Source organism: Lentzea rhizosphaerae, from assembly GCF_042649515.1.
Lineage (GTDB): Bacteria > Actinomycetota > Actinomycetes > Mycobacteriales > Pseudonocardiaceae > Lentzea > Lentzea aerocolonigenes.
Genome location: NZ_JBHRZI010000030.1, coordinates 229,551 through 249,471 on the forward strand (window position 1 = coordinate 229,551; position 19,921 = coordinate 249,471).

20 protein-coding genes and 1 pseudogene are annotated in these 19,921 nt (G+C 67.8%); 9 read left to right on the forward strand and 12 right to left on the reverse strand.

The window, feature by feature from the left end:
* Positions 1-85: 85 nt before the first annotated feature.
* Both ACFOWZ_RS35310 and ACFOWZ_RS35315 read left to right on the forward strand, forming a co-directional pair.
* Positions 86-916, forward strand: coding sequence for a Scr1 family TA system antitoxin-like transcriptional regulator (locus tag ACFOWZ_RS35310; protein WP_382378274.1), 831 nt, complete (start codon positions 86-88; stop codon positions 914-916).
* A 14-nt stretch (positions 917-930) separates the two neighbouring features.
* Positions 931-1,086, forward strand: a complete 156-nt coding sequence (locus ACFOWZ_RS35315) for a DUF397 domain-containing protein (RefSeq protein WP_382378275.1) — start codon at positions 931-933, stop codon at positions 1,084-1,086.
* Here the strand turns inward: ACFOWZ_RS35315 and ACFOWZ_RS35320 are convergent.
* The gene (locus ACFOWZ_RS35320) at positions 1,083-2,090 is read right to left on the reverse strand and encodes a stage II sporulation protein M (RefSeq protein ID WP_382378276.1); all 1,008 of its coding nucleotides are present in this window, start codon (positions 2,088-2,090) and stop codon (positions 1,083-1,085) included. The two genes, ACFOWZ_RS35315 and ACFOWZ_RS35320, sit on opposite strands and share 4 nt — an antisense overlap.
* A 19-nt stretch (positions 2,091-2,109) precedes the next feature.
* On the opposite strand from ACFOWZ_RS35320, the gene ACFOWZ_RS35325 reads away from it, so the two are divergent.
* A complete protein-coding gene (locus ACFOWZ_RS35325; protein ID WP_382378277.1) occupies positions 2,110-2,841 on the forward strand; it encodes an RDD family protein in 732 nt (243 codons plus the stop codon).
* Between the two features lie 200 nt (positions 2,842-3,041).
* On the opposite strand, the gene ACFOWZ_RS35330 is transcribed toward ACFOWZ_RS35325, so the two are convergent.
* The 6 genes from ACFOWZ_RS35330 to ACFOWZ_RS35355 all read right to left on the reverse strand — a co-directional run bounded on the left by ACFOWZ_RS35330 (position 3,042) and on the right by ACFOWZ_RS35355 (position 7,332).
* Complete coding sequence (locus ACFOWZ_RS35330) at positions 3,042-4,115, reverse strand: hypothetical protein (RefSeq protein ID WP_382378278.1); 1,074 nt, start codon at positions 4,113-4,115, stop codon at positions 3,042-3,044.
* A gap of 130 nt (positions 4,116-4,245) precedes the next feature.
* On the reverse strand, positions 4,246-4,725 hold the full coding sequence (locus tag ACFOWZ_RS35335) for a hypothetical protein (protein WP_382378279.1): 480 nt from the start codon (positions 4,723-4,725) through the stop codon (positions 4,246-4,248).
* 80 nt (positions 4,726-4,805) lie between these two features.
* A complete protein-coding gene (locus tag ACFOWZ_RS35340; protein WP_382378280.1) occupies positions 4,806-5,420 on the reverse strand; it encodes a GNAT family N-acetyltransferase in 615 nt (204 codons plus the stop codon).
* 41 nt (positions 5,421-5,461) lie between these two features.
* Complete coding sequence (locus ACFOWZ_RS35345) at positions 5,462-5,941, reverse strand: hypothetical protein (RefSeq protein ID WP_382378281.1); 480 nt, start codon at positions 5,939-5,941, stop codon at positions 5,462-5,464.
* Between the two features lie 66 nt (positions 5,942-6,007).
* Complete coding sequence (locus ACFOWZ_RS35350; protein WP_382378282.1) at positions 6,008-6,916, reverse strand: phosphotransferase; 909 nt, start codon at positions 6,914-6,916, stop codon at positions 6,008-6,010.
* Positions 6,916-7,332, reverse strand: coding sequence for a nuclear transport factor 2 family protein (locus tag ACFOWZ_RS35355; RefSeq protein WP_382378283.1), 417 nt, complete (start codon positions 7,330-7,332; stop codon positions 6,916-6,918). The genes ACFOWZ_RS35350 and ACFOWZ_RS35355 overlap by 1 nt, the downstream gene beginning before the upstream one ends.
* 78 nt (positions 7,333-7,410) lie before the next feature.
* Here ACFOWZ_RS35355 and ACFOWZ_RS35360 point away from each other — a divergent pair, with 78 nt between their 5' ends.
* Complete coding sequence (locus tag ACFOWZ_RS35360; RefSeq protein WP_382378284.1) at positions 7,411-7,926, forward strand: TetR/AcrR family transcriptional regulator; 516 nt, start codon at positions 7,411-7,413, stop codon at positions 7,924-7,926.
* On the opposite strand, the gene ACFOWZ_RS35365 is transcribed toward ACFOWZ_RS35360, so the two are convergent.
* From ACFOWZ_RS35365 to ACFOWZ_RS35380, 4 genes and pseudogenes are all read right to left on the reverse strand, one after another.
* Positions 7,905-8,693, reverse strand: a complete 789-nt coding sequence (locus ACFOWZ_RS35365; protein WP_382378342.1) for an energy-coupling factor ABC transporter ATP-binding protein — start codon at positions 8,691-8,693, stop codon at positions 7,905-7,907. The genes ACFOWZ_RS35360 and ACFOWZ_RS35365 overlap by 22 nt on opposite strands.
* Before the next feature lie 36 nt (positions 8,694-8,729).
* Positions 8,730-9,320: pseudogene (locus ACFOWZ_RS35370) on the reverse strand (energy-coupling factor transporter transmembrane component T family protein); the annotation flags it as partial.
* A complete protein-coding gene (locus ACFOWZ_RS35375) occupies positions 9,317-9,616 on the reverse strand; it encodes a PDGLE domain-containing protein (protein ID WP_382378285.1) in 300 nt (99 codons plus the stop codon). The gene ACFOWZ_RS35375 and the pseudogene ACFOWZ_RS35370, both read right to left, overlap by 4 nt.
* Complete coding sequence (locus ACFOWZ_RS35380; RefSeq protein WP_382378286.1) at positions 9,613-10,299, reverse strand: energy-coupling factor ABC transporter permease; 687 nt, start codon at positions 10,297-10,299, stop codon at positions 9,613-9,615. Before ACFOWZ_RS35380 ends, ACFOWZ_RS35375 begins: the two co-directional genes overlap by 4 nt.
* 154 nt (positions 10,300-10,453) lie before the next feature.
* Between ACFOWZ_RS35380 and modA the strand changes: the two genes are divergently transcribed.
* The 3 genes from modA to ACFOWZ_RS35395 all read left to right on the forward strand — a co-directional run bounded on the left by modA (position 10,454) and on the right by ACFOWZ_RS35395 (position 14,862).
* The gene (gene modA, locus ACFOWZ_RS35385) at positions 10,454-11,161 is read left to right on the forward strand and encodes a molybdate ABC transporter substrate-binding protein (protein ID WP_382378287.1); all 708 of its coding nucleotides are present in this window, start codon (positions 10,454-10,456) and stop codon (positions 11,159-11,161) included.
* Positions 11,162-11,372: 211 nt separating this feature from the next.
* Positions 11,373-13,469, forward strand: a complete 2,097-nt coding sequence (locus ACFOWZ_RS35390) for a glycosyl hydrolase family 95 catalytic domain-containing protein (protein WP_382378288.1) — start codon at positions 11,373-11,375, stop codon at positions 13,467-13,469.
* Between the two features lie 43 nt (positions 13,470-13,512).
* The gene (locus ACFOWZ_RS35395) at positions 13,513-14,862 is read left to right on the forward strand and encodes a pyridoxal phosphate-dependent decarboxylase family protein (protein WP_382378289.1); all 1,350 of its coding nucleotides are present in this window, start codon (positions 13,513-13,515) and stop codon (positions 14,860-14,862) included.
* Positions 14,863-15,096: 234 nt separating this feature from the next.
* Here the strand turns inward: ACFOWZ_RS35395 and ACFOWZ_RS35400 are convergent, their stop codons facing one another.
* A complete protein-coding gene (locus ACFOWZ_RS35400; RefSeq protein ID WP_030474059.1) occupies positions 15,097-15,672 on the reverse strand; it encodes a MarR family winged helix-turn-helix transcriptional regulator in 576 nt (191 codons plus the stop codon).
* A gap of 315 nt (positions 15,673-15,987) precedes the next feature.
* Here ACFOWZ_RS35400 and ACFOWZ_RS35405 point away from each other — a divergent pair, with 315 nt between their 5' ends.
* Positions 15,988-17,322 (forward strand): glutamine synthetase family protein, encoded by a 1,335-nt coding sequence (locus ACFOWZ_RS35405; RefSeq protein WP_382378290.1) that lies wholly within the window; start codon positions 15,988-15,990, stop codon positions 17,320-17,322.
* A 10-nt stretch (positions 17,323-17,332) separates the two neighbouring features.
* Entirely contained in the window at positions 17,333-19,819 is a 2,487-nt protein-coding gene (locus tag ACFOWZ_RS35410) for a DEAD/DEAH box helicase (protein ID WP_382378291.1), read from the forward strand.
* The last annotated feature ends 102 nt before the right edge of the window (positions 19,820-19,921 follow it).

Sequence of the window (19,921 nt, forward strand, 5' to 3'; positions counted from 1 at the left end):
GTACCGCTTCCAAAAAGTACTTCCTTCGGGGCTATTCGGGCGGAAACGATGGAGCGCAAAGCCTTGCTGCTCCTAGTTTCTTGCCATGCCACGACGAAACTCCAGCGTGGTGGGCCGGGAGTTCGGCAACGGCGTCCGTGACGCCATCAAGCAGACCCAGATGACCCACCGCAAGATCGCCGAGATGCTGGACTGGGACGAGTCCAAGCTGTCCGACCTGATCCGGGGCAAGGGCGGGGTCGGTGAGGCCGAGGTGCTCCAGCTGCTCGCCTTCTGCCGGGTACCGCCTGCCGAGGTCCGCCACCTGCTCGCGCTGTACCGCGAGACCCGCGAGAACGGCTATTTGAAGATCCCCGAGGACGGCGTCCCGGACCTGGTGCGCAGCCTGGTCGAACAGGAGCGTCTCGCCAACGTGATCACGGTCTGGTCGATGAACCTGGTACCAGGACGACTCCAGACAGTCGACTACATGCGGGCCGTGGTCGCAGGGTCCGCCCGCGCTGAGTCGGTCGACTACGAGGAAGTCATCGCGGCCAAGATCAAGCGCCGCGAGCTCTTCCACTGGAGCCGGGAGTTCGTGTTCTACATCCACGAGCAGGCGTTGCGGCTTCCGGTGGGCAGTCCTGACGTGATGAAGGACCAGCTCATCCATCTTCTCGCAATGGCCCAGCGTTCATACGTTGCGGTGAGGGTGGTGCCGATCGCCGTCGGCGCACATGCCGGGCTGGGAGGCTCGTTCATGCATCTCGGCTACGAGAAGTTCGAGCCTGTCGTCTACCTCGAAGGGGAGAACTCCAGTCTCTTCCTCGAAGACAAGGGTTCACTCGCCACCTACACCAAGGTGCTGAAGCTGCTCGACCGGCAAGCTCTGGATGCGGAACAATCAAAGGAGCTGATCAACAGCATCCTGATCTGAGGAGATGTTCCGGCATGTCGGTCTGGCGCAAGAGCAGCTACAGCGCGAACTCGAACGACTGCGTCGAGATCGGCCGCGGCGTCGGCGTCCGCGACAGCAAGGCGCCAGCCACCCATCTCCCCGTGTCCTCCGCGGCCTGGTCGGCGTTCCTGCGCGCCCTCAAGGCCTAGACGGCGACCGGCGCGACGTCCTCCCGCTCACTCGCGTCCACGTCCCCGGTCTCCCCCTGCGCCGCCGCCCGCCGCCCCACCACGAACACGTACAGCAGGAACAGCACCTCGGCGACCACCCCGATCCCGACGCGTGCCCACGTCGGCAGCCCGGACGGCGTCACGAACCCTTCCAGCACACCGGAAACCAGCAGAACGACCACCAGCCCGAGCGCCACCGCCACCACCGACCGCCCCTCGGCGGCGAGGGCTTGAGCGCGCGTGCGTTTGCCGGGGTCGATCACCTGCCAGCCCAGCCGCATCCCGATGCCCGCCGCCACGAACACCGCCGTCAGCTCCAGCAGGCCGTGCGGCGCGAGGAGGCCCAGGAACAGCCAGCCCCGGCCGGCGCCGAACATCACGCCGATGCCCACGGCGACGTTCACCGCGTTCATGAAGAGCAGGTAGATCGGCGGGATCGCGAACAGCACGCCGAGCAGCAGGCACGCGGCGGAGATCCAGGCGTTGTTCGTCCACACCTTCGCGGCGAACGAGCCCGCCGGGTCGCTGGAGTAGTAGGACTCGTAGGCGCCGCCCGCCTTCGTCATCTCGCGGAGCTCGTCCGGGGCGGCGATGGTGGCCTGCACGTCCGGGTTCGAGGCGATCCAGGCCGCCAGAATGCCCGTGACGAGGTAGAACGCGACGCCGGCCGGCACCCACCAGCGCCAGCCGAGGTAGATCGCGGCGGGCAGGCGGTGGGTGAAGAAGCGGGTGACCACTCGCCACGCCGGGGTGTGCGTGCCGGTCAGCGCCGAGCGGGCGTGGGCGACCAGGGACGACAGGCGTTCGACGGTGGCGGGGTCCGGGGTCTGGCTGCGCACGATCGACAGGTGCGTCGTGACGCGCTGGTACAGCTCGATCAGCTCGTCCGCCTCGGGCCCGCTCAGCCGGCCCGATCGCTTGACCAGCTGTTCGAGGCGCTGCCACGACTCGCGGTGGCGATCGATGAACACGTCCAGATCCACGATGAGTCACACTATCCGCGTGGGGGACCTCGTCACCGGTGAAGCCGTAGTTCTGGACCTGCGCGTCGCTCAGCTCGCGAGCAGGGCGGTGGCGTTCGCGTTCGACGTCGTCGTGCAGTTCGGCCTGCTGTTCCTCGTGACACTGCTGGTGCCGATCGGGTTCGACAACGCGCTGCAGACGGCCATGGCGCTGTCGTTGTCGGTGCTCGTGCTGGTCGGCTACCCGACGGCGGTCGAGTCGCTGTCGCGCGGCCGTTCGCTGGGCAAGCTCGTCATGGGCCTGAAGGTGGTGCGCGACGACGGCGGCGCCATCCGGTTCCGGCACGCCCTGGTGCGCGCGCTCGGCGGGTTCTTCGTGGACTTCTGGGCGCTGGGCCTGGGCGGCGCGGTGGCGTTGTTCGTGTCGCTGTTCTCGCCGAGGGGCAAGCGCGTCGGCGACTACCTGGCGGGCACGATCGTGATCCACACCCGCGTGCCGAAGGGCCAGGTGGAGCTCGCCGAGATGCCGCCGCAGCTGGCGGAGTGGGCGCGCGGCCTGGACCTCTCACAGCTGTCCGACGAACTGGTGCTCGCGGCGCGGCAGTACCTCAGCCGCTACCACGAGCTGGGCGAGAAGACGCGGTACGAGCTGGGCGCGCGGCTGGCGGACGACGTGGGCGCGGCGATCCGATCGCCTCGGTTCGAGTACACGCATCCGCATCCGTATCTGGCGGCGGTGCTGGCCGAACGGCGGCGCCGGGCGGCGGGCTAGTGTCCTGCGCCGGAAATCCGTGATCTAAGTCATGTTTGGCGCGAAAAGCACGTTCGGGCGATCTAGCGGCCCCGACGTCCCGTTCGCGCCATACGGCTCCCTTGAGCGAACGAGGAGCCAAGGCCATCTAGCGGCCCGAACGTGCTTTTCGCGCCAAAACAACAGGACACGACTTGGCGGTTGATTTACGACGCGGGACACTAGGTCGAGAACTTCAGCGCCTCGATGATGATGCGCAGGCACACCTGGATGTCGTCCGGATCGGCCGCCTCCTTGTCCCGCAGCAGCAACCACGTGGTGCACAGGAAGTTGACCACCGTCGGCAGGTACTCGAAGTCGAAGCCCCCCGAGCCGCCCGCGATGTGGTAGTTCGCGGAGTCGGCCATGTTGTCGCAGTAGGTGTGGACCGCCCGGTAGATCGCGAGGAGGTCCTCGTCGGAGCCGCCGAAACCCCGGAACCTGAGGTTCGTCACCACGTTCTCCTCGCGGCGGTGCGCGTCGGAGTCGTCACCTCCCTCCTTCACCAGGTGCCTCGTCTGCACCGTCCGGAACAGGTTCGTCCGGCTGTCCGTGCACGTGAAGTGAATCTCCGCGATCTTGCAGAGCCAGACCAGGATCTCCGCGTAGCACCAGGCCCGGTCGAGGTAGTCGGGTGAGTCGAGCACCAGCAGGTCGCAGTTCTTCACCACCTCCGCGAGAGAGGCGAGCCCCGCGCGGAAGTTCTCCTGGTCGCCCGGCGCGAGCGGGCCGCCGGTTCGCTGGGGCAGGCAGCAGAAGTCGATCCACAGGTACATCTCGCCGGCGGCCCGGCGACGTTGCTGCGCCGGGGCGAGCCGCTCGACGATGCGCCGCAGCTCGGAGCCGGTGGGGTCCGGATGATCTCCGGTCCGCCACCGGTGTGAGACGAAGACGCAGGGTGACTCGGACAGGTCGGTCCCGCCCCACCACGAGAGCCTGCCGCGCAGCGCGAAGTCCGGGACGTCGCGGTGATCCACGAGCTCGTCGGCGACCTCGTGGTAGGAGGGCAGCCGTTCGTACCTGGTCAACACCGACAGCGGAACGAACTTGACGAACGGATCCGAACCCGGCTTGCGGGCGTACTTGTCGAAGACGTCGACCAAACAGGACTTCGCGAGCTCGAGCGGGAGCCCGACCTGGTCGAAGTAGGGGCGGAAGTACTCGAAGTCGATGACCCGGCCCTCGACGTCGGTGAACATGTCGGAGGCAGACTGCGCCCACACGTAGAGGCCGTTGAAACCGTCGTCGGTGGTCACCGAGGTCAACTCCACGGTTCGTAGCTGCTCCGCCGAGCCCCTTGTTTTCGGGCACGACAAAGCAGGGGCCCCAGAGGGACCCCTGCTTCAATTTTACCGGCGAGCACCGACAGTCTTCGACGCTCGTTGATCAGGTGCTGATGTCCTTGTAGTAGTGCACGCCTTCGTGGGACGGCGCGTAGTCGCCTGTGCTGGCGTAGACATCGATCGTGTCCTGCACGTAAACGGCCGAGTTCGCCCGGAAGTGCAGTTCCGGCCACGCCTCACCCGGCACGACGAGATCGGGGTGGTGGCAGTCGATGCCGCCCTCGGTGTCCTCACACGACCAGCCGTCACCCCACGACTGGACGTCGAGCTCATCTGGCACGGAGAGGAACACGGTGGCGCCCCGCTCGTTCTCCTCGCCGATGTCGGTGAGCAGCACCGAGAAGTCGAAGCTCCCCCTGCTGCTCCAGCCAGTTCCGTCTTCACTGACGGACTCCCAGACGTCCTGCGCCTTGTCCAGTGTCATCCGGATGTCGATCGGCGCCGTTTCGGCGGCGTGAGCAGTCGGCGCGCCCGCAAAGGCGACCAGTCCCGCGACAGCGGTGGACAGCAATGCCTTGATCATGGAACTCCCCCAGAGTTCAGCGATGGTCTCAACCAATCAGGACGCCCACCGGTCCGCCGGGTTGCGTCCACACCGAGACCTCAGACCGCCAGGTGCGCTGCCGTGATCGGTGATTCGACCTTCCACCCGAGCTTCTCGTACAGCGCGCGTCCCGCTTCGGTGGCGACCAGCACGGCGCGCACCGCACCGCGGTCCGCAGCAGCGCGGGACAGCTCCGCCATGACGACACTGCCCAGACCACGCCTGCGGTGAGCAGGGTCGGTCTCCACCACGTCGATCACGGCGGCGCGACCGCGCACCGCGACACGACCCTTCGCCGCGCACTCGCCGTCGGCCGCGCGGACGACGGCGTCGTGCACGTCGCCGGTGCTGTGCAGTTCGACGGTGTAGGGGTCCGGCGGAGTGGTGGCCGCGATCGGCCCCAGTCCGGTGCTCATCAGGTATTCCGGGGCTTCGACCGTCCACCTGGGACTCAGCGGCACCTGTTCCGCCGAGCCGCAGACCTTCAGCCACGTGCCGGGTTCGGTGAGTCCGCCGGCCCGCGGGCCGGCGGAACTCGGGTCCAGCAGGACGTACCGCACGCGGTGTGCAGGCAGGCCGACGTCGATTCGGTAGCCGTCAGGCTCCGTCACGGGATCAGGGGTGCCTCGGGACAACGCCCAGCCCCACACCCAGTCGCTGACAAGATCGATCACCGCACGATCTTGTCATCTGACGTTCGACCGCCCCTCGGCGATCAGGTGCTGGTGTCGTTGAAGTAGTGGACGCCTTCGTGCGCGAAGTCGTAGTCGCCCGTGGTGGCGTAGACGTCGATCGTGTCCCGGATGTAGGCGTTCGGCCACACCCGGAAATGCAGTTCCGGCCACGCCTCACCAGGTACGACCAGGTCGGGGTGGTAGCAGTCGATGCCACCCACGGTGTCTTCGCACGACCAGCCGTCGCCCCAGGCGTGGACGTCCAGCGGCGCCGGCGGCACGGAGAGGAACATGGTGACGCCCTGCTCGTTCTCCTCGCCGACGTCGGTGAGCAGCACCGAGAAGTCGAACAGTCCCCTGCCCTCCCAGTGCATCCCGTCCTCGTCGACGTACTGGCGCATCCCGGGGTTGTCGACCGTCATCCGGATGTCGATCGGCGCCGTTTCGGCGGCGTTCGCGACCGGTGCGACCGTGAAGGCGACCACTCCGGCGACAGCGGTGGACAACAACGTTCTGATCATGAAGCTTCTCCCCAGAGTTCGTTGATGGACTCACCCCTAAGTGGCCGGTCGGGCCGCGGTGTTGCGTCACACGCCGCAGTTCGCTCTGCGGAGACGTTCGGCCGCCTGCTCACGAACGGCTGCAAGAGACACCGGAGGATCGCCGTGCAACGCCTCCCAGCGCGCGTTGTGCACCGCGGTCCACAGGCTCGCCGCCCACGCCATCTCCAGCTCCTCCGCGGTGAACGAGCGCCCACGCACCTCCTGGTACGTCTCCAGGAACGCCGCCGAACTCTCGACCGGGACCAGCGAAGGCGGCGGCACGTTGGCGAACGCCCCCGAAGCCGCGCCCACGAGTGCCGCCTCCGGTTGCCACGCCAGGCTGTCCCAGTCGTGCACGGCCCACACCTCGCCGTCTCGCCACCGCAGGTTCTGCGCCTCGAAGTCGGCATGCCCCAGCACACACGGCAAATCGGTGGCGAGCAACCGTTTGCGGACCAGTGAAGCGACGTCCAGCACGAACGACGGCACCACACTCTGGTCCCGCGCGTCCAGGAAGTCGATCGACGGCCACAACCCCGGATCCGTGTGGTCCCACCGAGCCCAGCGCGGAGCAGGCACCGGCGGTGCAACGGACACATCGGCCAGCAAAGCCATCGACCGCGCGAACACCGCTGCGTAGCGCCGAGCGATCTCGGCCGAAGAGCCGCGGAGCATCGATCCACCCGCCAGAGACTCTTCGGCGTGCACTGCCAACGAGCCGACAACAACAACCGGCGTGAGGGGGCGGGGGCACGGAAACCCCCGCTCCGCCAGCGAAGTCTGCGCCGCCAGGCACGACGTGGCGCGGCCGTCGTCCGTGCGCGCCTTCACGAAGACCTCCCGCCCGTCCGTCAGCCGCACACCGTGGACCGAGGAGATCGACACGCGCTCGTAGAACACGTCGACCGGAGAGCTCCCCAGCCACTCGTCGCACCAGGCGGGCAGGTCGAGCATCAGACTCCCAGCAACTCGGTGAGCAGCAGCGGGTTCATGTAGTCGTCGTAGCGGACGATCTCACCGTCGCGCAAGTGGATGATCGCGACGGCGGTGAACGTGTAGTAGTCCTGCTTCACCTTCGACCAGCCGCGGTGCACGATCTCGGACACCGCCACGGACGGGTCGTTGGTGCGCCAGCAGTTCGCCTCGACGCTCTGGATCTCGATGCGCTCCCGCACCGACGCGCCGCGGACCTGGTTGAAGTACACGCGGATCTCCTCGCGTCCCTTGATCTCCTCCGGCTGGTAGTGCGTTGGGAACTTGTACGCCATCACCCCGTCCTCGGCGAAGAGGTCGGCGAACTGGCCGTGCGTCTCCTCCCCCGCCACCATCCGGCGAACGTGCTCGACGATCTCTTCGGGTGTGCGTGTCATCGGTACTGCCCCCATCTCTAGAATCGGAACGGTGACCCCGGTTAGGACGATACGGAACGCACGCCCCGGTTGGCAACGATGAGGGCCGATGCGGCGCGGAACCGCGAGAAGGTGCTGGACGCGGCACGGGAGCTGTTCGCAGAACAGGGCTTCGAGGTGCCGCTGGACGAGATCGCGGCGAAGGCCGGGGTCGGGCCCGGCACGGTCTACCGCCACTTCCCGACGAAGCAGGCGTTGTTCCAGGCAGTCACCGAGACGCGGGTGACGGCCATGATCGCGTCGGCCTCCGAACCCGCGGAGGACCCGAAGCAGGCGTTGTTCGCGTTCCTCGGGCGGATGGCGGACGAGGCGGCGGTGAAGCGGGACATGTCCGACGCGATCACCGTGTCACCCGAGCTGCGCAGGGCCCTCCACGCCACGCTCGGCGGACTGCTCGAACGTGCTCAGGAGGCGGGCGCGGTGCGCACCGACGTCACCGCCACCGACCTCGTGGTGCTGATGAAGGGGATGCTGCAGAGCCTGCACGAGGGAGGGAATCCCGCCGTGCTGCTGGAGATCGTGCTGAGCGGGCTTCAGTCGAGCCGGAAGCCGTAGGGCAGTTCGAGGCGGTGCCGCGCGAGCAGCGCGGCGTCGGCGAGGATTTCGCGGGTCGGACCGTCCGCGACGACCACGCCGTCGTCGACCAGCACGCTGCGGGGGCAGATCTGCAACGCGAACGGCAGGTCGTGCGTGACCATCAACATGGTGCGCCCCAACGACAACAGCAGTTCGGCGAGCTCGCGGCGGGCGACCGGTTCGAGGTTCGCGGACGGTTCGTCCAGCACGAGGATCTCGGGGTCGCAGGCGAGCACCGAGGCCAGCGCGACCCGGCGGCGCTGGCCTCCGGACAGGTGCAGCGGTGAGCGGTCCGCGACCGACTCCATGCCGACCGACTGCAACGCCTTCAGCACCCGTCCATCCACATCGGACAGACCGAAGTTGCGCGGGCCGAACGCGACGTCCTCGCCGACCGTGGGGCAGAACAGCTGGTCGTCCGGGTCCTGGAACACGAGTCCGACGCGGCGGCGGATCTCCTTCAGGTTCGCCTTCGTGACCTCCAGGCCCGCGATCGACACCGTGCCCGAGCCTCCGGAGAGAACTCCGTTGAGGTGCAGGGCGAACGTCGTCTTGCCGGCGCCGTTCGGGCCGAGCACCGCGACCCGTTCACCGCGCTCGACGCGCAGGTCGACGCCGAACAGCGCCTGGTGGCCGTCGGGGTAGGCGAAGGCGAGCTTCGAGACCTCCAGGGCGGGAGCGGCGGGGGTCTCCGGAACGATCACCGCGGAGCCTCCCGGCTTGCCCGTCCAGCCGCGCGACACCATCGCGAGGTGCACCCTCTCTCCGCGTTCGTAGGACCGGATGAACAGTGTGCCGACCGCCCTCGCGGTGGCGCCCGCCTGCCAGAGGAAGCGCGGGTCGTCGCCGCGCGAGATGCGGGCGACGCGCATGCGTTTCGCCTCGCCCACAACGACTTCGCCGTAGCGGAGCATGAGCGTGGCAATCATGATCAGCGGCGCGGGCACCTTCAGCGTCTGGAGCCCCTTGAGCAGGTCGCCAGGAGCCGTGGTCGCCGCGAGCGTGAGGCTGACCAGGACGCCCAGAGTGCCCTTGGCGAGGATGTTCCAGCCCGCCAACGACCCCTCGACCGACACCGAGAGGCCGAGGAAGTCGGTGCGCGGGTCCGTGCCGAAGATCGGCAGCAGGAACGCCAGCACGACGAACGGCACCTCGATCACCGCGCGCCTCACGAACCACAGCGCGGGAACCCGTGCGACGGCCCACACCGCGACGATCACCAGCAGGTAGAGGCCGAACAGCGGGAACCACGTGCGCGGGGTCGCCACGACGCCCAGCACCGCCCCGAACGCCACGAGGATCTTCACGTGGGGCGCGAGGCGGTGCACCGGCGAGTCGCCGGCGTGGTGCAGGACGTGGTGGCTACCGCTCACTGGTCCGCCAGGTCAGATGAAGGAGTCTTCTTGCGCAGGAACCAGAACAGGCTGAACGACACGGCCAGCACCACGATCACGCCGAGCACGCCGGCGAGACCCGTGAACTTGTCGTCGCCGCCGAGCGCGTAGTCGGCGAACGTGCTGCCCGCGAACGGGTGCTCCTGCGCGTGCGCGGCGATGCCGGTGTCCTCGACGGTCTTGTCCAGGCCGTCGGGGTCCCCGGACGCGAAGTACGACAGGACGCCCGCGATCAGCACGGACACCACCGCGAACCCGATGAAGAACTTCTTCACGACCGCACCTCCAGCGGCTTCCGGTTGCCCTTCAGCAGGTAGACGAGGTCGGGCCGGATCGCCGCGACCGACGTGACGGTGACGGCGGTGATCAGGCCCTCACCGATGCCGATCAGCGCGTGCAGTCCCCACATCAGCAGCGCGACCTTGCCGATCTCCACTCCCCCGACGCCGCCGATCGCGTACTCGACGACGAAGCCGGTCGCGGCGACCACCGTGTTCACGAACGCCGAGACGAACGCGACGGCGGCCAGACCGCCCTTGCCGCGCTCAGCGAGCTTGCGCAGGGCCACGGCGACTCCGAACCCGGTCGCGGTGCCGATCAGCGCCATGTTCGTGACGTTGGCGCCGATCGCGGTGAGCCCGCCGTCGGCGAACAGCAACGCCTGCACCACCAGCACGATCGTCACGCACAGCGCCCCGACGTACGGGCCGACCAGGATCGCCGCGAGCGCGCCGCCGAGCAGGTGACCGGAGGCGCCGGGCAGGATCGGGAAGTTGATCATCTGGACGGCGAAGATGAACGTGGCCACCAGGCCCGCCATCGGTGCCGTGCGGTCGTCGAGGTCGGCACGAGCCTTGACCAGCGCGAAGCCGACGCCCACCGCCGCGACGGCGAGGAAGGCGATCGACACCGGCGCGTTCAGCAGACCGTCGCTCATGTGCATGGCAACAGGTGACATGAGCGATCACGCTAATTGCCGGGTGGCGGCTATGGCCAGCTGTGTGCAACAACAATTTTCAGGTAAGTACGAGTTGGTGGTCACAACGAGGTCTTCGCACCGCGCGACCTCGCGGTTCGCTAGGGTGGCCGCCGAACTGGGGGGGGTTCCACAGATGAAGCGACTCACACTGCTGCTCATGGCCGCGCTGGCGGCCTGCTCACCCGCACCTGAGCCGGAGAAGCCCGCGATCACGGTGCACGCGGACTCGGCACTCACCGAGGTCTTCACACGGGTCGGCAAGGAGTTCGAGGACTCGCAGGGCGTCCGCGTCAAGTTCGTCTTCGGCGCCAGCTCGGCGCTGGAGAAGCAGCTGGACGGGGTCGATCTCTACGCCTCCGCCAGTCCCGACAACATGAAGTACGAGTCCAAGGTGTTCGCACTGAACAGGCTCGTGCTCGCGATCGGGAAGGACAACCCGAAGAACGTCAGGTTCTCCCCCGAGTGGAACCCGCAGACGACGTTCGCCATGTGCGTCGAGGAGGCCCCCTGCGGCGCCGCGGCCAGGCTGGCGCTGGCCAACGCCCGCTTCCGCGAGGGCACGCCCGCACCGAAGGCCGTCGGGCAGGACGTCAAGGAGACCTTCGCCAAGCTGGAGGCGGGCGAGGTCGACTCGGCGTTCGTGTACGCCACCGACGTCAAGCCGGAGCGCGGGTTCTTCACCGTTCCCGTGCGGGTGAGCGACCAGCCACCCGCGGCGGCGGTCCTCAAGTTCCCCGTCGCGCTGTTGTCCGGGACCCCCGAAGCGAAGAAGTTCTACAACTTCCTCTTCACCGCGCAGGCCCGGGCCGCACTGAAGGACGCCGGGTTCGAGCTGCCCTAGTCATCCGATGAATTCTGCGTAAGATCCCTTCCGCCGCCGCCACGGCACGGAGGGACGAACAGTGACAGAGCTGTCGCGTAGAACCTTTCTGTACGGGACAGGCGCGGCCGTAGGTGCTTCCGCACTCAGCGTGGGCACCTCGGTCGCGGCTCCCGCGCCCCCGGAAACATCGGGTCACAACGTCCACCGGGACGTGGTTCGTGATGCGCGCATGGAGTGGCGGAGACTGCCGAAGAACTGGGGCGACAGCCCGTTCCTCGCCAACGGTTTCCTGGGCGTCCAGGTCTACGAGGGCCGCACGCCGAACGAGCTGAAGCTCATGCTCAGCCACTCCGAGGTGCAGGACCAGCGCGAACACTGGGAGGCTGCGGTCGGCCTGTCCAGGCTCCCGATCGGCTACCTGACGCTGGCCTTCGCCGGCGCGATCACCGCCGTCGACTGGACGCTCGACCTGTGGAACGCCGAGCTCACCGGCTCGGTGACCACGACGCAGGGCAGCGCCACGTTCACGATGCTCGTGCACAACTCGCGCAGCACGTTCCTCGCGTCCGTGAAGGGCGAGGTGACCTGGGGTTTCCAGCCGTTGCAGTCGTCGACGACCCGCCAGATCCGCAGGCCCGCCGACTACACGGCCAATCCCGATCCCACACTCGGCACGGCCAATGGGGTCTCCTACGCAGCACAGCCCCTGCACGCGGGCGGTGGCTACACAACGGCCTGGCAGACCCGCAACGGCCGTTTCGCGGCCCACGTGGCGTACACACACCCCGCGGACACACACACGTCTGACGCGATCCGTGAGGTGCGCCAGGCGTTGTCGATCCCGTTCGAGGTGCTGACGATGCAGCACCGTCGCTGGTGGAACGCCTACTACTCGAAGTCGCTGGTGTCCGTGCCGGACAAGCTCGTGCAGCGTTTCTACTGGTTGCAGCTCTACAAGATGGCCGCCGCCACCCGTGACGACGCGCCCGTCATCACCGAGTGGGGCCCGTGGTTCCCCGAGCAGGGCAACAGCTGGACGGCCGTGTGGTGGAACCTCAACGTCCAGATCTCGTATCCGCTGGTCAACGGCTCGAACCACCACGAGCTCGACGCGGTGACGACGACGTTGAAGAGGTTCGAGCACAACCTCGAGCTGAACGTGAACCCGGCGTACCGCGACGGCAACTCGTACGCGATCTGCCACCCCGGCGACCGCACGTTGCGCTCAGGCCCGCGCTACTGCGGTGTGCCCGGAGTCGCGCCGAACGACCACACGGGCAATCTTCTGTGGGCCTGCCACAACGTGTGGCTCGGCTACCGCCACACGATGGACAAGAAGATCCTCAAGGACGTCCTGTTCCCGATCCTGACGAAAGCGGTCAACTACTACGCCCGGTTCCTCGTCGAGGGAACGGACGGCAAGCTCCATCTGCCGGAGACGCGCTCACCGGAGTACGCGAACGCCACGGACACGACGTACGACCTCTCGCTGATTCGGTGGGGTGTGCGCACGTTGCTGTCTATAGAGGAGAACGCCCGTTGGCGCGACATCCTCAATCGGCTCGTGCCGTACCACCAGGGCCCGAACGGCGTGTTGATCGGACGGGACGTGTCGCTCAACGACTCGCACCGCCACTTCTCGCACCTGCTGTGGTTCTACCCGTTGCGCGAACTCACGTGGGACATGCCGGAGCACCGCGACCTGATCGCCAAGACCTTCGACCACTGGGTCTCGCGGCAGCAGCTGTGGGCGGGCTACAGCTACGGCGCCGCGTCCGCGATGGCGTCGGCGATGGGCCGGCCGGAGGAGGCGCTGTCGTTCCTGCGCTACTTCCTCGACCGCAAGCAGGTCGGCACGAACGCCGTGCTGACCGAGAACTCCTTCTACCGCGAGGGCGGCAACCTCGCGATCGAGTCGCCGCTCATGTCCGGCCAGGCGGTGCTGGAGATGATGGTCCAGTCGCACAACGACGTCGTGCGCGTCTTCCCGTCTGTGTCGTCCACTTGGGCTGACGCGTCCATCTCGTCGTTGCGCACGCAAGGCGCCTTCTTGGTCGACGCCTCCCGTTCCGGCGGACGCACCGACTGGGTGCAGGTCCACTCGGAGGCGGGCTCACCTCTGATCCTCGAGCACGGGATCGCCGGAGAGATCGACGTACGGGACGGCTGGGGCCGCAGGCTGGAGTACAAGACGCGGGGTTCGGCGATCGAGATCCCGCTTCGCCGAGGTCAAACGGCCGTGGTCGCACGACGTGGCACACGCCCGGACGTCGCCCCACGCGATGTGGTCTCGAACGGCTCGTCTTCCCGCTGGGGTCTGCCGTAACGTACAAATTCGAACATTCAGCGGATGACGGGTGGGGTGTGCGGTGGACCTTCAGCACTGGCTCAACGAGGCGCTGGCCAACCACGAGAAGTGGACCGCCGAGTACGGCACCTTCACACCCCACTCGTCACTGCAGGTAGACCCGGCGGTCTTCGGCTCGGCGCTGGCCGAACTCCAGGACCGCCTGCGCGACAACTACCCGTTCTTCCACCCCCGCTACGCCGGCCAGATGCTCAAACCGCCACACCCGGCGGCGGTGGTGGGCTACCTGTCCGCGATGCTGATCAACCCGAACAACCACGCCCTGGACGGCGGCCCCGCGACCGCCGCCATGGAGCGCGAGGTCGTCTCGGGCCTGGCGTCGATGTTCGGCTACGGCGACGAACACCTCGGCCACCTCACCTCCAGCGGCACGATCGCCAACCTGGAGGCGTTGTTCGTAGCCCGTTCGCTGCATCCGGACCGTGGCGTCGCGTACTCCTCCGAGGCGCACTACACGCACTCACGCATGTGCGGCGTCCTCGGAATCGAGGGTTTCCCTGTGCCCGTGGACGGCCGCGGACGCATGGACCTGGACGCCCTCGAAGACCTTTTGCGCGGCGGCAAGGTCGGCACAGTCGTAGTCACGCCAGGAACTACCGCATTGGGCGCCATCGAACCGGTGCATCTCGTACTGGACGTAGCACGCCGCTACGACGCGCGGGTGCATGTGGACGGTGCGTACGGCGGCTTCTTCACGTTGCTAGCAGGCACTGACCTCGACGCAGCCCCATGGGAAGCCATCGCGTCGTGCGACTCCGTGGTGGTGGACCCCCACAAGCACGGCCTACAGCCCTACGGCTGCGGCGCAGTCCTGTTCCGCGACCCGTCCGTGGGCCGCTTCTACCTCCACGACTCCCCCTACACGTACTTCACGTCCGACGAACTGCACCTGGGCGAGATCAGCCTGGAGTGCTCCCGAGCCGGAGCGGCCGCGGCAGGGTTGTGGCTGACGCTGCGGCTGCTCCCGCTGACCCGCGATGGCCTGGGCGAGGTGCTGGCAGCGGGCCGCCGTGCCGCCGTCCGGTGGGCGTCGATGATCCGGGAATCCGAGCAGCTGGAGCTCTACCAGGAGCCCGAACTCGACATCATCACGTACTTCCCGAGGACCAGCCCGCTTGCTTTGTCGGCCGTGGACGCCGCCTCGCACCGGGTGATGGAAACCGGCATGAACGCCGCCGTCGACCCGATCTTCCTGAGCGTGGCACGGGCGTCGAAGTCCGCCTTCGCGGCACGGCACCCGCAGGTGGAGGCCGATGTGGACGGTGCGAGGGTGCTGCGCAGCGTGCTGATGAAGCCGGAGTCCGAGGACTACGTGGACACCCTCCACACCCGCGTCCTGAGCCTGCTCTGAGGTAACGCGGGGGCCTTTCGTTTCCCTGGAGGGAACGCAGGGCCCCCGCGTGCGATGCAGGTCGAGCCCTGGCAGGCGCGGTGCGAAGCCAAGCCGGGCTGTGCGTCATCGAGCAAGACCCCAACGCAACCGGACCCGGCCAGGCCACCACCTGAGCAACACCTGACCGGCCAGACCCGGCAACGCCGAATTGGGCGACTCACCCCCGGTGAGTCGCCCAACAAGCGCAGCACATCAGCCGTGCTTGGCCCGCCGCCCGGACCGGCGCGGCGGCAGCGGCGTGTCCCCGCGCAGGTCCAACCGGCGCTGCTCACCGTTGGCCTCGAGGTGCGTCACCATGCGGCGGAGCATCTCGGCCAGCGACTGCGCCTCCGAGGACTCCAGCGGGTCGGAGACGAACACCTCTTCCTCGTTGAACTTGGGGAAGAGATCCGCCATCAGCTCTTCACCCTCAGGGGTGAGCCGAAGGACCGCGAGACGCCCGTCGGTCGGGTGACCGAGGCGCTCCAGCAGGCCCCGTGACTGCAGCGTCTTGGCGACGCCGGTCAGGGTGCCCTTGGAGATCCCGGCCTCCTCGGCCACGTAGCGCGTCTCCATCTCGCCCCAGATCCACACGACCCAGAGCACGACGAAGCCGGTCCAGGTCAGATCGCTGGTGCGCAGCACCGAGTTCTCGAGGTGCTGGCGAATCGCTGTGGCGGCGCGGTGGATGTTCGACACCGCCGCCATCTGCTCGCGATGCAGCGGCACCGCACCGAGCTTGGCCTGGACGGCCTTCTCGGTCTCGGCAATCGTGTGGTGACCAGACAACTCAAAGTCTCCCGTGCTCGAGCTCAGGTGTTCCCGGCACAATACTTGCGGTTCCGAACTATGTCTGTGATGTGGTGCGAGTCGGTCCGCAACCACTTTGATCACGATCCCACATCGTGCATGATCTCGTGACAGTCGTCACCCGTCCAGTTACGGACTGTTGCCCCGTGGTGGACGATGAGTGTGGAGCACCGACTGGACCGATCGTGGTCCTTGCTCCACGGACGGGTCGATAGCGTTTGTCCCTCAACGTTATCCCCTCCGCGCCAGCGACACACTGTGCCGGAAAGGTAGTTCGACGTGGTCGGTGAACAGGTGACACGGGAACTCGCGGCAAGACTCGGCGAGGACGGGATCGACGTGGTGCGCGTCGTCTTTCCGGACCTGCTCGGCACCGACCGGGGCCGTGACGTCCTCGTACAGCATCTACCTGCGGTTACGCAGCGCGGTCTGTCGTTCTGCCGGGCGGTTTACAACACCACGCCCGGTGGCAAGACCGCTGAGAACGGCGGGGTGCTCGACGCCGGGCTGCCCGACGTCATCGTGGTCCCGGACCTCGACACGCTCCTCCCGATTCCGTGGGAGCCGGGCGTGGCGTGGTGCATCGGCGACGCGGTGAGCCCCGCTGACGAAAGACCTGTCGACGAATCGCCGCGGCAGGTGTTGCGCAGGGCGCTGGAAATATTCGAGACCACTGGGCTCACCCCGGTCGTCGGTCCCGAGTTGGAATATTTCCTCTGCGAGCCGGACGAAGATCGCCCGAACGGGTGGCGCCCCTACTGCGATGAGCCGGGCAACGTGTATGCGACCGGACGCAGGGGCGATTCAGACGGTCATCTGTTGAGAACTCTCCGCACACTCAGTTCGGCGGGTCTGCAAACCACCGGCGGCAACCACGAGTACGCGGGCGGGCAGTTCGAAATCAACCTCGTCCATTCGCCCGCCATGGACGCGGCCGATCGCGCGTTCCGGTTCAAGACGAGCGTCAAGGAGCTGGCCAGGAGAGAAGGCCGGCTGGCGACGTTCATGGCCAAGCCGTTCAACGACGGCGGCGGGTCAGGCTTCCACCTGCACCTCTCGTGCCACGAGAAGGACGGGCGCAACGCGTTCCAGGCGGCGGGCACCTCGCACGGGCTGAGCGACGAGGCGCGCTGGGCGATCGGCGGCATCCTCAAGCACGCCCCCGCCCTGGCCGCGCTGCTCAACCCGACGGTCAACTCGTACAAGCGGTTCGGGCCGGACTCGCTCGCGCCGTGGCTGATCGACTGGGGCCTCGACAACCGCAGCGCGATGCTGCGGGTGCCGGCCGAGCGGGGCGAGACCACCCGGCTCGAGCTGCGGCTCGGTGACGCGAGCGCCAACCCCTACCTCGGGATCGCCGGCCTGCTCGCGGCCACCTACCTGGGCATTCGCGACCGGATCGAGCCGCCGCGGCCGTCCGCGGGCTACGGCTACGACCCGTCGAAGGCCCCGACGCTGCCCGCCACGCTCCCCGACGCCCTCGCCTACCTGGAGGAGGACACGGCGATGGTCGAGGTGCTGGGGAAGGACTTCGTGCGGTCCTATGTGGACTTCAAGTGGGAGGAGGTGGCCCGGTTCCAGCGGTACGTGACCGACTGGGAGTTCACCGAATACGCGTACCACCTATAGTTCACCTGCGATGACTGCACTCACGGACCGGCTCACCTCGATCGCCGACGAAGACGAACTGTTCGACACCTTCTCCCACTGGGCCGCCGAACGCGGCCTGGCGCTGTACCCGGCGCAGGAGGAGGCCGTCATCGAACTCGTCTCCGGGGCCAACGTCATCCTCAGCACGCCGACCGGATCCGGCAAGAGCCTCGTGGCCATCGGTGCCCACCTCGTGGCGATGGCCGGCAACCAGCGCAGCTTCTACACCGCGCCGATCAAGGCGCTGGTCTCGGAGAAGTTCTTCGCGCTGTGCGACGTGTTCGGGCCGGAGAACGTCGGCATGATGACCGGCGACGCCAGCGTCAACGACCAGGCACCCATCATCTGCTGCACCGCGGAGATCCTCGCGAACATCGCGCTGCGCGACGGCGCCGAGGCCGACGTCGGCCAGGTCGTGATGGACGAGTTCCACTTCTACAGCGAGCCCGACCGCGGCTGGGCGTGGCAGGTGCCGCTGGTCGAGCTGCCGCAGGCGCAGTTCCTGCTGATGTCGGCGACGCTGGGCGACGTCACGTTCTTCGAGAAGGACCTGACCAGGCGCACCGGCCGGTCGACGGCGGTGGTCCGGTCGGCACAGCGCCCGGTGCCGTTGAACTTCCAGTACGTCTCCACGCCGTTGCACGAGACGATCGAAGACCTGCTGCACGGCCGTGAGGCGCCGATCTACGTCGTGCACTTCACCCAGGCCGCGGCGCTGGAGCGCGCGCAGTCGCTGATGAGCGTCAACGTCTGCTCGAAGCCGGAGAAGGAAGCGATCGCCGACATGATCGGCAACTTCCGCTTCTCGTCGGGGTTCGGCAAGACGCTGTCGCGGCTGGTGCGGCACGGCATCGGCGTGCACCACGCGGGCATGCTGCCCAAGTACCGCCGCCTGGTCGAGCAGCTCGCCCAGGCAGGTCTGCTGAAGGTCATCTGCGGCACGGACACCCTCGGCGTCGGCATCAACGTGCCGATCCGCACGGTCGTGTTCACCGCGCTGTCGAAGTACGACGGCACGCGGACCCGGATCCTGAAGGCGCGCGAGTTCCACCAGATCGCCGGCCGGGCGGGCCGAGCGGGCTACGACACGGTCGGCACCGTCGTCGTGCAGGCGCCCGAGCACGAGGTCGAGAACATCAAGGCGCTGGCGAAGGCGGGCGACGACCCGAAGAAGCGCCGCAAGGTCGTCCGCAAGAAGGCCCCCGACGGGTTCGTGTCGTGGAGCGAGTCGACGTTCGAACGGCTCGTGGGCGCCGAACCGGAGCCGCTGACGTCGTCGTTCCAGGTCTCGCACGCGATGCTGCTGAACGTGATCGGCCGCCCCGGCGGTGGCGCGTTCCAGGCGATGCGGCACCTGCTGGAGGACAACCACGAGGACCGCCCGAAGCAGCTCAAGCACATCAAACGCGCGCTCGCCATGTACCGGGCGCTCGTCGCGGCGGGCGTGGTGGAACGCGCCGGTGACGACTTCCGGCTGACGATGGACCTGCAGTTCAACTTCGCGCTGAACCAACCGCTGTCGCCGTTCGCGCTGGCCGCCATCGAGCTGCTGGACCGCGAGGCGCCGGGCTACGCGCTGGACGTGCTGTCCGTGATCGAGTCCACTTTGGACGATCCACGCCAGATCCTCTCCGCGCAGGAGCACAAGGCGCGCGGCGAGGCGATCGGCGCGATGAAGGCCGAAGGCATCGAGTACGACCAGCGCATGGAGCTGCTGGACGAGGTCACGTACCCGAAGCCCCTGGGCGAGCTGCTCGAGGCCGCGTTCCTGACCTACCGCCGCGGCCACCCGTGGGTCGGCGACTACTCGTTGTCCCCCAAGGGCGTCGTGCGCGACATGTACGAGCGCGCGATGACGTTCACCGAGTACGTGTCCTTCTACGGCCTGGCGCGCTCCGAGGGCCTGGTGCTGCGCTACCTCGCCGACGCCTACAAGGCGCTGTCGCAGACCGTCCCGGAGGAGGCGAAGACCGAAGAGGTGCAGGACCTGGTCTCGTGGCTCGGCGAGCTGGTCCGCCAGGTCGACTCGTCGCTGATCGACGAGTGGGAGAAGCTCACGAACCCGGACGCGCCCGAGCAGGAGGTCCGCGTCGACCTGCCACCGGCGGTGACGCGCAACGTCCGCGCGTTCCGCGTACTGGTCCGCAACGCCCTCTTCCGCCGCGTGGAGCTGGCCGCGAAGCGCGACTGGTACTCGCTCGGCGAGCTCGACCACGAGTCGGGCTGGACGGCCAAGGAGTGGATGGACGCCCTGGAGCCGTACTTCGAGGAGCACTCGGACATCGGCGCGGGCCCGAACGCGCGCGGCCCGGCGTTCCTGATCATCAACGTGGAGCGCGAGCGCTGGGTGTGCCGGCAGATCTTCGAGGACCCGGCGGGCGACAAGGACTGGGGCTTCAACGCGGAGATCGACCTGGCGGCGTCGGACGAGCTGGGCGAGGCGGCCGTGACGATCACGGACGTCGGCCGTCTCTAGCCGGTCAGAACTCCACCGGTGCCACGGCGCAGCGGTTCACCGTGACGTCAACGCCGTGGGTAGCGCCGAAGGCCATCCCGGGGACGAGGTACCAGCGGGCGG

What these genes read in the sequence shown, in the direction of transcription:
- ACFOWZ_RS35390 (WP_382378288.1), top strand. Translation starts at nt 11,373, where the DNA reads ATGGAGTGGCGGAGACTGCCGAAGAACTGGGGCGACAGCCCGTTCCTC.
- ACFOWZ_RS35335 (WP_382378279.1), bottom strand. Translation starts at nt 4,725, where the DNA reads ATGATCAAGGCATTGCTGTCCACCGCTGTCGCGGGACTGGTCGCCTTT.
- ACFOWZ_RS35410 (WP_382378291.1), top strand. Translation starts at nt 17,333, where the DNA reads ATGACTGCACTCACGGACCGGCTCACCTCGATCGCCGACGAAGACGAA.
- ACFOWZ_RS35350 (WP_382378282.1), bottom strand. Translation starts at nt 6,916, where the DNA reads ATGCTCGACCTGCCCGCCTGGTGCGACGAGTGGCTGGGGAGCTCTCCG.
- ACFOWZ_RS35360 (WP_382378284.1), top strand. Translation starts at nt 7,411, where the DNA reads ATGAGGGCCGATGCGGCGCGGAACCGCGAGAAGGTGCTGGACGCGGCA.
- ACFOWZ_RS35315 (WP_382378275.1), top strand. Translation starts at nt 931, where the DNA reads ATGTCGGTCTGGCGCAAGAGCAGCTACAGCGCGAACTCGAACGACTGC.
- ACFOWZ_RS35310 (WP_382378274.1), top strand. Translation starts at nt 86, where the DNA reads ATGCCACGACGAAACTCCAGCGTGGTGGGCCGGGAGTTCGGCAACGGC.
- ACFOWZ_RS35380 (WP_382378286.1), bottom strand. Translation starts at nt 10,299, where the DNA reads ATGTCACCTGTTGCCATGCACATGAGCGACGGTCTGCTGAACGCGCCG.
- ACFOWZ_RS35355 (WP_382378283.1), bottom strand. Translation starts at nt 7,332, where the DNA reads ATGACACGCACACCCGAAGAGATCGTCGAGCACGTTCGCCGGATGGTG.
- ACFOWZ_RS35345 (WP_382378281.1), bottom strand. Translation starts at nt 5,941, where the DNA reads ATGATCAGAACGTTGTTGTCCACCGCTGTCGCCGGAGTGGTCGCCTTC.
- modA (WP_382378287.1), top strand. Translation starts at nt 10,454, where the DNA reads ATGAAGCGACTCACACTGCTGCTCATGGCCGCGCTGGCGGCCTGCTCA.
- ACFOWZ_RS35365 (WP_382378342.1), bottom strand. Translation starts at nt 8,693, where the DNA reads ATGGTGTCGCGCGGCTGGACGGGCAAGCCGGGAGGCTCCGCGGTGATC.